At 64.6% G+C, this 14,195-nt stretch carries 11 protein-coding genes; 8 read left to right on the forward strand and 3 right to left on the reverse strand.

The annotated features are described in order from the left end of the window. Positions 1-109 precede the first annotated feature (109 nt). From V9L18_RS02365 to V9L18_RS02385, 5 genes are all read left to right on the forward strand, one after another. Positions 110-1,735 carry a pyridoxal phosphate-dependent decarboxylase family protein gene (locus V9L18_RS02365; RefSeq protein WP_337345624.1) on the forward strand — a complete coding sequence of 542 codons (1,626 nt, stop codon included), beginning with the start codon at positions 110-112 and terminating at the stop codon, positions 1,733-1,735. Next, positions 1,732-3,114 carry a lysine N(6)-hydroxylase/L-ornithine N(5)-oxygenase family protein gene (locus V9L18_RS02370; protein WP_337345562.1) on the forward strand — a complete coding sequence of 461 codons (1,383 nt, stop codon included), beginning with the start codon at positions 1,732-1,734 and terminating at the stop codon, positions 3,112-3,114. The genes V9L18_RS02365 and V9L18_RS02370 overlap by 4 nt, the downstream gene beginning before the upstream one ends. Next, on the forward strand, positions 3,111-3,689 hold the full coding sequence (locus V9L18_RS02375; protein WP_337345563.1) for a GNAT family N-acetyltransferase: 579 nt from the start codon (positions 3,111-3,113) through the stop codon (positions 3,687-3,689). The genes V9L18_RS02370 and V9L18_RS02375 overlap by 4 nt, the downstream gene beginning before the upstream one ends. A gap of 89 nt (positions 3,690-3,778) precedes the next feature. Further along, the gene (locus V9L18_RS02380) at positions 3,779-5,617 is read left to right on the forward strand and encodes an IucA/IucC family protein (protein ID WP_337345625.1); all 1,839 of its coding nucleotides are present in this window, start codon (positions 3,779-3,781) and stop codon (positions 5,615-5,617) included. 115 nt (positions 5,618-5,732) lie between these two features. Next, positions 5,733-6,500: an SDR family NAD(P)-dependent oxidoreductase gene (locus V9L18_RS02385; RefSeq protein WP_337345564.1), complete on the forward strand. Its 768-nt coding sequence runs from the start codon at positions 5,733-5,735 to the stop codon at positions 6,498-6,500. On the opposite strand, the gene V9L18_RS02390 is transcribed toward V9L18_RS02385, so the two are convergent. After that, positions 6,468-7,556: an FUSC family protein gene (locus V9L18_RS02390; protein WP_337345565.1), complete on the reverse strand. Its 1,089-nt coding sequence runs from the start codon at positions 7,554-7,556 to the stop codon at positions 6,468-6,470. The two genes, V9L18_RS02385 and V9L18_RS02390, sit on opposite strands and share 33 nt — an antisense overlap. A 191-nt stretch (positions 7,557-7,747) precedes the next feature. Then, entirely contained in the window at positions 7,748-9,343 is a 1,596-nt protein-coding gene (locus tag V9L18_RS02395; RefSeq protein WP_337345566.1) for an MFS transporter, read from the reverse strand. 486 nt (positions 9,344-9,829) lie between these two features. Between V9L18_RS02395 and V9L18_RS02400 the strand changes: the two genes are divergently transcribed. Both V9L18_RS02400 and V9L18_RS02405 read left to right on the forward strand, forming a co-directional pair. Next, on the forward strand, positions 9,830-10,063 hold the full coding sequence (locus V9L18_RS02400) for a hypothetical protein (RefSeq protein ID WP_337345567.1): 234 nt from the start codon (positions 9,830-9,832) through the stop codon (positions 10,061-10,063). Between the two features lie 68 nt (positions 10,064-10,131). After that, a complete protein-coding gene (locus V9L18_RS02405; RefSeq protein WP_337345568.1) occupies positions 10,132-10,392 on the forward strand; it encodes a hypothetical protein in 261 nt (86 codons plus the stop codon). 117 nt (positions 10,393-10,509) lie between these two features. Here the strand turns inward: V9L18_RS02405 and V9L18_RS02410 are convergent, their stop codons facing one another. Beyond that, positions 10,510-12,993: an ATP-dependent DNA ligase gene (locus V9L18_RS02410; protein WP_337345569.1), complete on the reverse strand. Its 2,484-nt coding sequence runs from the start codon at positions 12,991-12,993 to the stop codon at positions 10,510-10,512. A 40-nt stretch (positions 12,994-13,033) separates the two neighbouring features. On the opposite strand from V9L18_RS02410, the gene ku reads away from it, so the two are divergent. Beyond that, positions 13,034-14,137: a non-homologous end joining protein Ku gene (gene ku / locus V9L18_RS02415; protein WP_337345570.1), complete on the forward strand. Its 1,104-nt coding sequence runs from the start codon at positions 13,034-13,036 to the stop codon at positions 14,135-14,137. Positions 14,138-14,195 lie beyond the last annotated feature (58 nt).

Below are 14,195 nucleotides of genomic sequence, written 5' to 3' on the forward strand. Positions count from 1 at the left end.
CACAAAAGTTTGACGAAAAGGCATGCCTAAGTAAGGCTTACCTTGCTAAAGACCCCCCAACGTCGACTTAAGGATGACCACCGTGCCGCTGCTGCCCCGTGTTGATGAGATGTACGTGGACGAGAACCAGGTGAGCCACGCCCTGCCCGGACAGGATTTCGGCTCCCGCGTGGAGCTTGCCCTCGCTGCCACCAACCATCTGTTCAACAAGCGGAACTCGACGCGCTACGTGGCGCAGGTGCTGCAGGGTGTCAATGCCGTGGCCACCAAACTGGACCGCACCACACGGCCGTTCACCGGCGTCGGACCTGCCGAAATGGAAGCGCGCATCGGCGCCGTCGACCTGGACCGGCCGCTCCCGGACACTGCCGCCGCCCTGGAGGAGCTGGAGTCCGTTTACCTCCGGGACGCCATCTACTTCCACGATGCCAAGTACGCTGCCCACCTGAACTGTCCCGTGGTGATCCCGGCGCTGGTAGGCGAAGCCATCCTTTCCGCGGTGAACTCCTCGATGGACACCTGGGACCAGAGCGCTGGCGCCACGATGATCGAGCGCAGGCTCATCGACTGGACGGCCGAGCGGCTGCAGTTGGGGGCTGCTGCCGACGGCGTGTTCACCTCCGGCGGCAGCCAGTCCAACCTGCAGGCCCTGCTGATCGCCCGCAACCACGCCGTTGCCGGCCTGCGCCAGGAGCCGGCCAACACCGGGCTCCGGCTGCCCGCGCTACTGGAAAAGCTGCGTATTTTCACGTCTGCCGACAGCCATTTCAGCATCCAGAAGTCAGCGTCGATGCTGGGCCTGGGGTTCGACGCCGTCACTTCCGTCGCATGCGCCGCGGACCACAAGATGGACCCCGCCGCCCTCGCCGAGGCCATGGCGGAAGCGCACGACGCCGGGCTGGTGCCGATGGCGGTGGTGGCCACCGCCGGGACCACTGATTTCGGTGCCGTGGATCCGCTCGCAGAACTCGCCGCGCTGGCCCGCGCCTACGGGGCCTGGTGCCACGTTGATGCTGCCTATGGCGGCGGGCTGATGGTCTCGAACCGCTACCGCCACCTGCTGGACGGGACGCGCCTGGCCGATTCCGTCACCGTGGACTTCCACAAGACGTTCTTCCAGCCGGTCAGCTCCAGCGCCCTGTTGGTCCGGGACCGCACCATGCTGCAGCACGTCACCTACTACGCGGACTACCTGAATCCGGAAAGCGCGGCCCTGGCCGAGATCCCCAACCAGGTGGACAAGAGCATCCAGACCACGCGCCGCTTTGACGCGCTCAAGCTCTGGCTGACCCTGCGCATCATGGGCGCGGACGCGATCGGCGCCCTGTTTGACGAAGCGATCGACCTCGCCACCCGGGTTGGCTCCGTCTTGGCGGCCGACGACGACTTTGAGCTCGCCGCCAACCCGCAGCTCAGCACGCTGGTCTTCCGGTACCGGCCGCTGGTGCCGGGCGCTGCCGCTGGTGCTGGTGCTGGTGCTGTCGGAGGGGAGCGGCTCTCCGAGGATGCTGCTGATGCCCTCAATCCGGCCATTCGCGCGGCAGTCTTCGCCTCAGGGCAGGCCGTAGTGGCCGGCACCAAGGTGGGCGGCAGGCACTACCTGAAGTTCACGCTCCTCAACGCGGAGGCCACCCTGGGGGACATCTGCGAGATCGTCGAACTGCTTCGCGGCACGGGCGCGCAGCTGTTGGCCAACGCTGCCACCAACACCAGCACTGCGGGAGCTTCCGCATGAGCGCCATTGACAACCCGCGTGCTGACCCGCGCATCTACGACTTCGCCGGCATCGGCGTCGGACCTTTCAACCTTGGCCTCGCCGCCCTCAGCGAACCGGTGGACGGGCTGGATGGTGTCTTCCTGGAACAGCGCGAGTCCTTCGACTGGCACCCGGGGATGATGCTGGAGCCGGCCCACCTGCAGGTGCCGTTCATGGCGGACCTGGTAACGCTGGCCGATCCCACTTCGCCGTATTCTTTCCTGAACTTTCTCAAGCAGACCGGGCGGCTGTACCGGTTCTACATTCGCGAGAACTTCTATCCTCTGCGCGCCGAGTACAACCAGTACTGCCAGTGGGTGGCCGGCCAGCTGCGGTCCGTGCGTTTTAGCACGACTGTGCTGGATATAACGTACGACGGCGGCGTGTACAGGCTTTCGGTGCAAGGTCCGGACGGGCCTGAGGTGCTGCTGGCGCGGCGGCTGGTGCTCGGCACGGGCACCTCGCCGTACGTACCGGCGTCCTGTGACGGAATAGTTTCAGCCGCGGCCAGGGAAGGCGGGGGACTTGTCCTCCACAACGCCGACTACCTGTTGAGGAAGAGTGAATTGCAGGCCAGGCGCAGCATCACCATCGTGGGCAGTGGCCAGAGCGCCGCGGAAATCTACTACGAGCTCCTGCAGGAGATCGATGTCCACGGCTACCAGCTGAACTGGGTCACCCGGTCCGGACGGTTTTTCCCGCTGGAGTACACCAAGCTCACGCTGGAGATGACTTCGCCGGAATATGTGGATTATTTTCACGGGTTGCCGCAGGGCCAGCGCGACGGCCTCATCAAGAGCCAGAAGAACCTGTACAAGGGCATCAACTCCGAGCTGATCGACGCCATCTACGACCTCCTCTACACCAAGAGCCTTTCCGGCATGGTGGACACGCAGCTACTGACCCATTCATCGCTGACGGGTGCGGCCTGGGATCCGGCTGCCGGCTCCCACACCTTGCACCTCAGGCACGAGGAACAGGGCGCCGAGTACGTGCTGGACAGCGAGGCCGTGGTCCTGGCCACCGGTTACACCTACAGGGAGCCGGGCTTCCTTTCCGGCATCCAGGACCGGATCGCCCGTGACTCCGCCGGCCGGTTCGCCGTGGCACGCAACTACAGCACCGGCGTCGAACCCGGCGAAATCTTTGTCCAGAATGCCGAGCTGCACACGCACGGCTTTGTCACCCCGGACCTGGGCATGGCCGCCTACCGGAACTCGTGCATCCTGCGCGAAATTACGGGCCGCGAGGTCTACCCGGTGGAGCGCAGCATCGCATTCCAGCAGTTCGGCGCCCCGGTTGGCCTGCCCGAACCTGCCGACGTGCCCGCAACAGGCAAAGCAGGCGTGTCCGCATGAGATTCACGTTCCGCTGCGTTGACGCAGTCGCCGATGCACCCCTCCTGCACAGCTGGGTTACCCAGCCCTACGCATCGTTCTGGGGGATGCTGTCCTCCACAGTCGAGGGCGTTGTGGAGGAGTACTCGAAGATTCAGTCCAGCGGGCACCACCACGCCTTGCTGGGGCTCGACGGCGGTGTTCCCGCGTTCCTGATGGAGGAGTACCGTCCGTCCTCCTCGCCCCTGGCCGCCGCCTATGCCGTCCAGGAGGGCGACATCGGCATGCACCTACTGGTGGCGCCGCCGTCGGGAGGTCCCACACCGGGGTATACCGCCTCCGTGATGGACGCCGTCCTGGACCGGCTGTTCCAGAAGCCCGGCGTGGAACGCGTGGTGGTGGAGCCCGATGCCCGGAACACCAAAATCCACGTCCTCAATGAGCGGTTGGGCTTCCAACCGGCTGGCGTGGTGACGCTGCCGGACAAGGAAGCTCTCCTGAGCTTCTGCACCCGCCAGGACTACTATGCTGCCCGCGCAGCGCTCCACAACCCCCAAAACCTTTCCGCCCCGATCCGCCAGGGAGCCACACTGTGACCACCATCGAGCTGGACAACGCCGCTGCCAGCGGCCCAACCGCTGATATCGGCCTCGCCGCACGAGAGGACGCCTTTGGGCCCGAGGCAGTGAACACCGCCAACACCGTGCCGCACCTCGCTCCGCAGCGCTGGGCTGTGGCCAACCGACACCTTGTCCGCAAGGCACTCGCCGAATTCCTGCACGAACGCATCCTGGAGCCGCAGCGGCTGGGCGCCGGCTCCGGCGCCCGCCCTGCAGATCCGGCTGAGCCCGCGGCCTACGTGGTCCGCAGCGACGACGGTTCAACCTCCTACTCTTTCACCGCACGCGTGCTGGAGCTGGAGCACTGGTCGGTGGACGCCGCCTCCATTCGCTGCACCCGCAGTGGCGCGGACGCTGCCCCGGATGCGCTGCGCTTCATCACCGAGTTCAAGGACACCCTGGGGATCCGCGAGGAGATGCTCCCGGTCTATCTGGAAGAGATCAGCAGCACCCTCGCCGGCCACTCCTACAAGCAGTGGCTGGGACAGCCCTCGGCGCGGGAGCTGGTTGCCGGAGTCACTGGCGGAACCGATCCAGCAGCCGATTTCCAGGCTATCGAGCGCAGCATGACCGAGGGCCATCCGTGCTTCGTGGCCAACAATGGCCGGCTGGGCTTTGGCATCAGCGACTACCGGGCCTTTGCCCCTGAGACAGGGGCGCCCGTCCGGCTGGAATGGATCGGGGTCCACCGCAGCCAGGCGGTCTTCACGTCCAGCGCCGGGCTGGACTACCGCGTGCACCTGGAGGCCGAACTTGGCACAGGTGCCTTTCAGTCCTTCGACGCCGAATTCCGTGCCCAAGGCGTTGACCCCGCCGAGTATCTCCTCATGCCCGTGCATCCGTGGCAGTGGGAGAACAAGCTCACCGTCACGTTCGCTGCCGAGATCGCCCAGCAGCACATCATCCACCTGGGGACGGGAACTGACAGCTACCAGGCCCAGCAGTCCATCCGCACGTTTTTCAACACGAGCGCCCCGGAAAAGAGTTACGTCAAGACCGCGATGTCCGTCCTGAATATGGGCTTCATGCGCGGGCTCTCACCGCAGTACATGAAGGCCACCCCCGCCATCAACGACTGGTTGCAGGACCTTATCCGTTCAGACAAGGCCCTGCAAAAGCGGGGCCTGGCCATGATCAGCGAGATCGCTGCCATTGGTTACCACAACAGCTACTACGAGGCCGCGTCCGCCAAGGGTTCGCCTTACCGGAAGATGCTGTCCGCGCTGTGGAGGGAAAGTCCGCTCCCGCTGCTCGACGACGGCCAGCAGCTCGCCACCATGGCCTCGCTCCTGCACGTCGACTCCGGCGGCCGGCCCATGGTGTCTGCCCTGATCGAACGCTCAGGCCTGGAACCCGTCGAATGGCTGCGCCGTTACTTCGAGGCCTACCTCGTCCCGCTGGTCCACTGCCTCTATCAGTACGAACTCGCCTTCATGCCGCATGGCGAGAATGTGATCCTGGTGCTTGAGGACGGTGTGCCCATCCGGGCGGTCATGAAGGACATCGCCGAGGAAATCGTGGTGATGGGCGACCGGCTGGACCTCCCCGAGGAAGTGTCGCGGATCCGCGCGGACATCCCCGACGGCGAAAAAGTCCTGGCCATCTTCACCGACGTCTTCGACTGCATCTTCCGGTTCCTCAGTGCACTGCTGGTGGAGGATGGGAAGCTCAGCGAGGAGGAGTTCTGGGGCACGGCCGCCCGCGTCATTCAGGACTACCAGGCCGAACACCCCGAACTCGCGGACCAATTCGCCCGCCACAACCTGTTCGCCGCCGACTTTGAACTGTCCTGCCTGAACCGGCTGCAGCTGCGGAACAACCAGCAGATGCTTGACCTGGCAGACCCGTCCGGCGGGCTCCAGATGGCAGGCCGGCTCGCCAACCCGCTGGCTCGGTTCGCATAGCGTCGGATTCTGCACCATCATTCGAGGGCTTCGGCCGGCCCGCCCAGCATTTCCGGGCGCTGTCCGGGGCCAGACGGGAATGATGGTGCAAAATCCGTCGGGATAGTCTCAAAGGATGGCGACGAAAACCACCACGGCCCTGATCACCGGAGCCAGCGCAGGCCTGGGCGCCGAATTCGCCCGGCAGTTGGCGGCCCAAGGCCACAACCTCGTGCTGGTGGCCCGGGATAGGGCCCGGCTCCGGGAAACAGCGGCAGACCTGGAACGGCGGTACGGGATCAGGGCTGAGGTGTTGCCCGCGGACCTGACGGACGACGCCGGTGTGGCCGCCGTCGTCGGACGCCTCACCGCCGTGGAAAGCCCGGTGGGCGTCCTGGTTAACAACGCGGGAACCGGCCTGCTGCACAAGTTCGAGGACAACCACATCTCGGCGGAGAAGCAGCACCTGAAACTGCATGTGGAGTCCGCCATGGAACTGACCCACGCCGCGCTTCAGGGCATGCTCGAATGCGGTTCCGGCCGGATCATCAACGTATCCAGTATTGCCGCATTCCTCCCGCGCGGAACCTACGCGGCGGCGAAGGCGTGGCTGCTCAGCTTCAGCCGCTCGGCAAACGTGGCCTACGGACCGCGCGGTGTGAAGGTCACGGCGGTGTGCCCGGGCTTCACGCACACCGAGTTCCACGACCGGATGGGGGCGGACAAATCGGTGACGCCGGCCTGGACCTGGCTGACAGCCGAGCGGGTAGTGCGTGAAGGATTGGCGGACAACCTCCGCGGCAAGGCTGTGTCCATCCCGTCGAAACGCTATAAGGCTGTGGCCGTGGCGGCGCGGGTGCTGCCGGACAGGCTACTCACGGGCCCGGCGCGCAAGGCTAAATAGCGGAGCAACTCCGGCTGGTCGGGTCCTCACCGCCACCACCACCAGAATGCCTACAAGCGCGCCCACGAACGTTTCCACTCCGCGCTCCCGGATGAGCAGGGAGGGGTCGATAGGCGCTGCCAGCTGCGTCATCAGGAGGATCACCGGCGTGAAGGAGACCATGGCCAGGCCGTAGTGCCGCGCCATAAAAAGCTCAGTACTGAACTGGAATACGATCACCAGGATGGCCAGGACAGCCACTTGGTGGGCAACGAAAAGCGGTGCGAAGGACCAAGGCGCCGGAACAAGGACGACGGCGGTGACGGCCAGCCCGAGGAATGTCCCCACAATGCGGTGGATGCCGCGCCGGACCCGGCTCGGGAGGTCGGCACCGGCCAATGGGACGGCAGCAGCCGCCATGGCCCAATGCGGGTGCCCGCTGCCACTCATCACCCCGAGGGTTCCGGCCAGCCCGACTGCCAGCGTGTACCTGGCCGCATGGACGGCAGCCGCACGGCCGGCAGCACCGCGGAGGGAGACGACGTCCCGTGCGGCGCCCGCCTGCCAGGCCCGGCCGCGGACCCACCCGGCGAAGCCCACCATCATGGAGAAAGCTGCTGCTCCTGCCGCAATCAGCAGGGGGGCATACCAGGGGACCGCCAGGGGGACCGACGCGCAGGCGCCCAGGGCCAGGATGCCGAAGAATGGGCCGTTGGGTTTGAGCTTCACGCGGTCCGAATACACTGATCCGACTCCCGCGAGCACCGCCTCGACAGCCACCAACCACCAGGACTGGAGCTGGTTGACGGACAGGAAAACGCCCACGGCTACGCCGCTGAGGAGTACCAGGGCCGCTTGGGACTGGTGCCGAAGGCGCAGTTGGTGCGATTCGGACCGTCCATACATTCCCGTCAAGGCGCCGAAAACCGCGTAGATGATCAGGTCCGCACGGCCCAGGGCCAGGAGGAAGAGGGACGGGACGGCGACGCTCAGGGCAACGCGGAGCGCGGCCAGGTGGTAGTTGTTCGCGGGTTCCAGCCGGTGGAGGGCGCGAACCTGCCGGACTACGGACTTCACGGCACCCTCCTTTTGTTGTTTGCCTTGGACCGGCGGCATCTCAGAATTATCTCCCGGGGCACGGCTAAGGCCCGCCCCGCGTGCTTCCCCCAAGGAAAGCGCGCGGGACGGGCCTTTGAGCGGGCTGCAAAGACGGCGGCTACAAGACGGCCAGGAAAGGCCGGTTAGTGTTGCTGTGCTGAGATTGTTGCCTAGACTCCGGCCGTAACCTTGTCCGCCGAGGCATCGGTAATGTCCTGGGTTTCGAACGGCATGTCGTCCAGGTCGATCAGCGGGTTATCGTCCTGGGTGGCCACCAGTTCCCTGGCCTCAGCCTGGGTGTCCACGCTGGGCATGGAGCCGGGCAGCGGACGCTGGGCTGATTCCTTCAGGAAGTAAATCGCGACGGCGCCAATCAGGGAGGTGCCCATCAGGTAGTAGGCGGGCATCATGTCGTCACCGGTCGCGGTGATCAGCGCTGCCACAATGAACGGGGTGGTGCCCCCGAAGATGGCCACGGCGAAGTTGTAGGCAATGCCCATCGCGCCGTACCTGTTGGCTGTTGGGAACTGCGCCGGCAGCGCCGAGGCAAGGTTCGCAACATAGAACGTCACCGGGAAGGCGATCAGGGAAAGGCCGGCCAGTGTGGACCAGACCTCGCCGATGCCGATCAGCAGGAACGCCGGGGTTGCCAGCACCACGGTGCTGATGGCACCGATCCACAGCACAGGGCGGCGGCCGATCCGGTCAGACAGCTTTCCCGTCAGGGGAATGCAGAGGCTCATGATGACCAGCACGGGGATGGTCAGCAGCGTTCCGTGGACGGGGTCGTAGCCCTTGGATTCAGTGAGGTACGTCGGCATGTAGGACGTCAGGGCGTAGCCGGCGGTGTTGGCGGCGGCCACAAGGATCATGGCCACGATAAGCGAACGCCAGTAGGCCTTCACGATCCCAACAGGACCCTTAGCGGCGTCGACGTCAGCTGCGGCCGCATGCTGGCCGAGGGATTCCTGGGCGTCCAGGGTTGCCTGGAACTGGGGGGATTCCTCGATCTTGTTCCGGAAGTAGATAGCGATCAGGCCCAGCGGACCAGCGATCAGGAACGGAATGCGCCAGCCCCATTCCTCCATGGCGGTCTGGCCAAGGGTCAGCTGCAGGACAGACACCAGGGCGGCACCCAGGGCGAAGCCAAGGTAGCTGCCCATGTCCAGGAAGCTTGCAAAGAACCCGCGGCGCTTATCCGGGGCGTATTCGCTCACAAACGTGGTGGCACCGGCGTATTCACCTCCGGTGGAGAAGCCCTGCACGAGCTTGAGGATCACCAGCAGCGCAGCGGCCCAGATGCCGATCTGCGCATAGCCGGGAAGCAGGCCGACGGCGAAGGTGCTCGCCGCCATGAGCATCAGTGTTGCGGCGAGTACTTTTTGCCGCCCCACCTTGTCGCCGAGCCAGCCGAAGACCACACCGCCGAGTGGACGGGCGATGAAGGTGGCGGCGAACGTTCCCAGCAGGAACAGCGTCTGGACGGACTTGTCGGCCTCGGGGAGGAAGACTGGCCCCATGGTGGTGATCAGGTAGCCAAATACGCCGACGTCGAACCATTCCATGGTGTTACCCACGATGGTTCCGCCGAGCGCCTTTTTCAGCATCGGCTGGTCTACGACGTTCACATCGGACTCTTTGAGCCGTCGACGTGTCAGAATCCTTGGTTTCCGCCCACTGGGTGGTGCGGGTGGCATTACATTGTTGGTTCCGCTGGCGCTGGTAGCGCCTGCTGAAGAGTCGGTCACGCTTCGGTCTATGGGCATTTGGGCGACTCCTATGGAGGTCATTTGCTTGCGACTTGTAGCTGCCCCGCTCTGGGCAGGCCTTCAATTTTACGCGAATTCTGTGGCAATTCAGAGTTCGATGCCGTAGGATCACCTGTTTCAGGGCATTTTCGGGCTTTGTCATCTGATTTCTTTTCCCCGCTCTCGCCGCGCCATCACTGGGAATCCGGCGGGTGCGTTCCATCGTTATGCAATCTTTTTCTTCAGCGCGGGTTTTCGGCTGCTTTTGATGGCCGATCCGCGACTAAAAGTGACGCCTGCCACGGCAATTCCGGAAGGTCCGGGCAAGTTTGGAATCCAGGGAGACCCGGCAATCCGGGGGTTCACAAGCCGGGCGCATGCTGCCTATTGTTGTGGCATGGGAATACTGATTTTTGAGTAGGCGGACGCCTGCGGCCCGAATCTCTGGCCCCGTCCACGCTGAACTCGCCAGACAAGCAAATCCTCCTCAGAAAGGTTCCACCCATGACTGAACAAAACACTCCCGGCAACGACGCGTCTTCCGCGGCCCACGCCGACGAAACGGCAGAGCACGCCGACGCCAAAGGCATCCGTGCAGGTCTCACCGAAGCGCAACGGGCCATGCTGGCCAGTAAGTCCCGCGGCGGCGACGCCGGACTGCAAAGCGTCGGCAAGAGCCACAAACCGACCCATGCCAGTGGTAAGCAAGGGCCGGCCCAGAAGAAAGTCCGCTGGTAGCCCCGGCCCGACAAGGCACGTCAGACCCACTGTCGGTAACACTTCATTTCACTGCGGAAAGGAAGAAAATGGCTGAAAAACATGCTGGAACCAAGATCGAACCGGAGGTCGCGGACCATATCGCCGCGGCCATGGACACCCCAGCCATGCCAGGTCCGGCCACCATCGCCGTGACCACTGCCATGGCTGGGGAGAAGCGCTGGCCTGACGGAAACGGCAAGCGTCGGCATCCTAAGGAACACGGTTCAGCACCAGGGCGGATGGGCCACGAGGCTGCCGTCACGGCGGTGCACCGGACCAGCCGCCCGCAGATGCCGCACTCATCCTAGGGATGCACATCTGACCTGACGACACGGAAAAGACCTGGGGACCCCCGAATTCGGGGGTCCCCAGGTCTTTTCCGTGTCCCAGGGTAAATTGACGCCTCGCCAGCAGCGGCGCCGTCGCTAAACTTCCGTCACCACTTCGTCCACGTTTTTGTCCAGCCGCCAGCCGCGCCACACCGGGTGCCTGAGCTTCCCTGAGCCCGTCCAGTCACCAAACGTCACTTCACCGACCAGCCGTGGACTCACCCAGCGGGCGTCCGAGGCGTCCTCGCGGGGCACGTCGTTGAACGGTGACGTCTTCCGGGCAAGATCGTCCATTTTCCGGCGGAGTTCCTCAAGTTCACGCAGGCTGAACCCGCTGCCAACCCGGCCCACGTATCGCAGTTTGTTGCCTTCAGGGATGCCGACGAGGAGTGACCCCACCGAACTCCGGCGCCCGCCCTTGCCCGGCCGCCAGCCGCCCACCACCACTTCCTGGGTCTGCTCCAGCTTGATCTTGATCCAGGTCCTGGTCCGCTGGCCGCTGACATAACGGCTGTCCGTCCGCTTAGCCATGACGCCCTCGAGCCCCAACTCCTGTGCGCTTTCGAGGATGTGCTCTATCCGGTCGTCCAGGACTGGGGACAGCTCCACGGGGCAGGCCGATGGCTCGTGAAACTCCTCCAGCCACTGCCGCCTTTTGTCGAACGGCAGGCGGCGGAGGTCCTTCCCGCCGTCGAACAGGAGGTCAAAAAGCATCAAGCGGACCGGGATTGCGATACGCGCCCTGGCGACGTCGGCGGGCCGGGTCAGTTTCATGCGCCCCTGGAGCACGCCAAAGTCGGGTTTGCCGGAAGGCCCGACGGCGATGATCTCACCATCGGCGACGAATGACCGGTCCGGCCAACAGGTCCGGTCGGTGAGCTCGGGATAGGTTGCGGAGACGTCGTTGCCATTGCGGCTGAAAATGCGGATCTTCTTTTCGTCCGCGACGATCACGGCGCGGACACCGTCCCATTTGAGCTCAAACTGCCAGTCGCTGCCTTGAAGATCTGCAGCGGCACCGGCAGTGGCCATCATGGGAGTGAAATCTTCAGCGCGGATCGCTGGTGGATGCTCCCCGTCTTCCTTCGCCGCGGACTCCTCGGGCTCCTCGGGCTCCTCCTCTTCCGCCGGTGCCTTCCGCGGATGGAAAGTGTGGTGGTCCTTGTCCATCAGATGGATCAGCCACTGCCCTTCGGAATCTTTGCCCTGCCCACGGCCGGTGTGGATTAACGCGAACTTCTTGGTTCCACCCAGGCCCCCGCCTTCGGAACCGGTCAGGGTGGCGATGACCTCCCGGCCGTTGATCCATTTCTCGAGTTCGTAGGTTCCGTGGTCCCAGATGGTGACTTCCCCGGCGCCGTACTGTCCCTTCGGAATGGTGCCCTCAAACGTGGCGTAGTCCAGGGGATGGTCCTCGGTCTGGACCGCCAGGTGGTTTTTGCCGCCGGTCTCCGGAACGCCCTTGGGCAGGGCCCAGGACACCAGCACACCGTCGTACTCCAGTCGGAAGTCGAAGTGCAGCCTACTGGCGTGGTGCTCTTGGATCACAAAGGTGTTTCCGGTTCCCTCAGCGCCTGTGAAAGGTTCCGGCGTCGCGCTTGGATCGCGCATCGAACGGTACCGTTCCAAGCGGGGATGAGCGCCGCCGTCGTGCTGGTCTTCTACCGCGCTTCCCGGGTGCCCGGCCCCGGTTCCGGTGCCGAGGGCGGCGAAGGGGTCCTTGCCCGCCTTCACCCGCCGCATCACCGCTTTGTAATCCAGGTGCTGGAGGTTGGGGGAGCTGAGCTCCCGCCAGGTCCGCGGAGCAGCCACCGTGGGGGTGTGCCTGCCGCGGAGGGAGTACGGGACGATGGTGGTCTTGGCCGCGCTGTTCTGGCTCCAGTCCACCAGGACCTTGCCCTTGCGGAGGGTTTTCTTCATGTCGCTGACGGCGAGATCGGAATGGTCGGCCTCAAGGGCCCTGGCTAGTTCGTGGGCAAAGTCAGAAATCTGGTCCGAGGTCTGGGTTCCGTCCAGACCGGCGTAGAGGTGGATGCCCTTGCTGCCACTCGTCACAGGGATGGGGTCAAGTCCGACGTCCTGCAGGATGGCCCGCGCCAGGAAGGCCACTTCAACGCATTCCTCCAGGCCGGCACCTTCGCCGGGATCCAGGTCCAACACCAGGCGGTCCGGATTCAGCTGCTTGCCGTGGGAGTCCACTTTCCACTGCGGCACATGGATTTCCAACGAGTTGATCTGGCCGAACCACGCGAGGGTGGCGGGATCGTTGACCATGGGGTAGTAGATGGTCCGGTCCTTGTGCGTGATGGCGGCCCGGGGGAGCCAGCCTGGCGCCGAGTCCTCCAGGTTTTTCTGGAAGAACACTTCGCCGGGTTCCGCCGCGGTGCCCACGCCATTGACCCACCGCTTGCGGGTTGCCGGGCGGCTGGCTGCGGCCGGGATCAGGACGTGTGCCACGGCTGCGTAGTAGGCCAGGACATCGGCCTTGGTGGTGCCGGTCTCCGGATAGATGATTTTGTCCAGGTTGGTCAGGGTCAGTTCCCGCCCCGCCACCCTGACACGTTCCTTAGCACCGGCCAAGGGTCTTCACCTCCGGCCCCGTGTGCGGTTCACTTGAGGCATGAGAGCCATCTGGAAAGGTGCCATCGCGTTTGGCCTGGTCAACGTGCCCGTGAAGGTCTACAGCGCCACCGAGGACCACGACATCAGCCTCCACCAGGTCCACAACGCCGACGGCGGCAGGATCCGGTACCAGCGGCGTTGCGAGGTGTGCAGCAAGATCATTGATTATTCGGACATTGAGAAGGCGTTTGAGGAGGGTGGCCGGACCGTTGTCCTGTCCAAGGACGAGCTCAAGTCCATTCCGGCGGAGAACAGCCACGAGATCGAGGTGGTCCAGTTTGTCCCGTCGGAGCAGCTGGAACCCATGATGTTCGAGAAGAGCTACTACTTGGAGCCGGACTCGAAATCGCCCAAGGCGTACGTCCTGTTGCGCCGGGCCCTTGAGGACACGGACCGGGTGGCCATTGTCCAGTTCGCCCTGCGCGAGAAAACCCGGCTGGGAGCTTTGCGCATCAAGGACGACGTACTGGTGCTGCAGTCGCTCCTGTGGCCCGATGAGGTCCGCGAAGCAAACTTCCCGGCCCTGGATGAATCCGTCCGCATCTCGGCCCAGGAACGCGAAATGTCCGCGGCGCTGGTGGAGTCCATGGCCGCCGATTTCGATCCGGACCATTTCACCGACGACTACCAGATCCAGCTCCGGACGCTGATCGAAGCCAAGTTGGAAAAGGGCGACTCCCTGGACACCGACGAGACCTTCGGAGTGGAGGCCGGCGAAGGCGGCAAGGGCGAGGTCATCGACCTGATGGAAGCCCTCAAGCGCAGCCTGGACCGGAAGCGAGGGGGCTCTGCGGCGCCCCCTGCCAGCGCCGGCGAGGACGAAGAGGCCGTGGAGGAGGCGGACACCGGAACCAAGGGTGCTGCTGCCAAGTCCACCGCCGCTAAATCGAGGGCAACAAATTCCGGTGCATCCAGTACTGCGAAATCCGGCACTGCCAAATCCAGTACTGCGAAATCCACTGCCGCCAAAGCCGCCGGAACCAAGTCCACTGCAGCGAAATCGACCACGGCTAAAACCAGCGCCACCAAGTCCACCACTAAGACTGCCAGCGCCAAGCCTGCGGCAAAGGCCACGACGACGCGGGCGCGCAAGGGTGCCTGATCCTGTAACGCCTAGGCGCGGCCGCGCAAGGGGCCCTGACGCTTCGGGCAGTCGAACG

The organism is Pseudarthrobacter sp. CCNWLW217, assembly GCF_037203985.1.
In the GTDB taxonomy this organism is placed as follows: Bacteria; Actinomycetota; Actinomycetes; order Actinomycetales; family Micrococcaceae; genus Arthrobacter.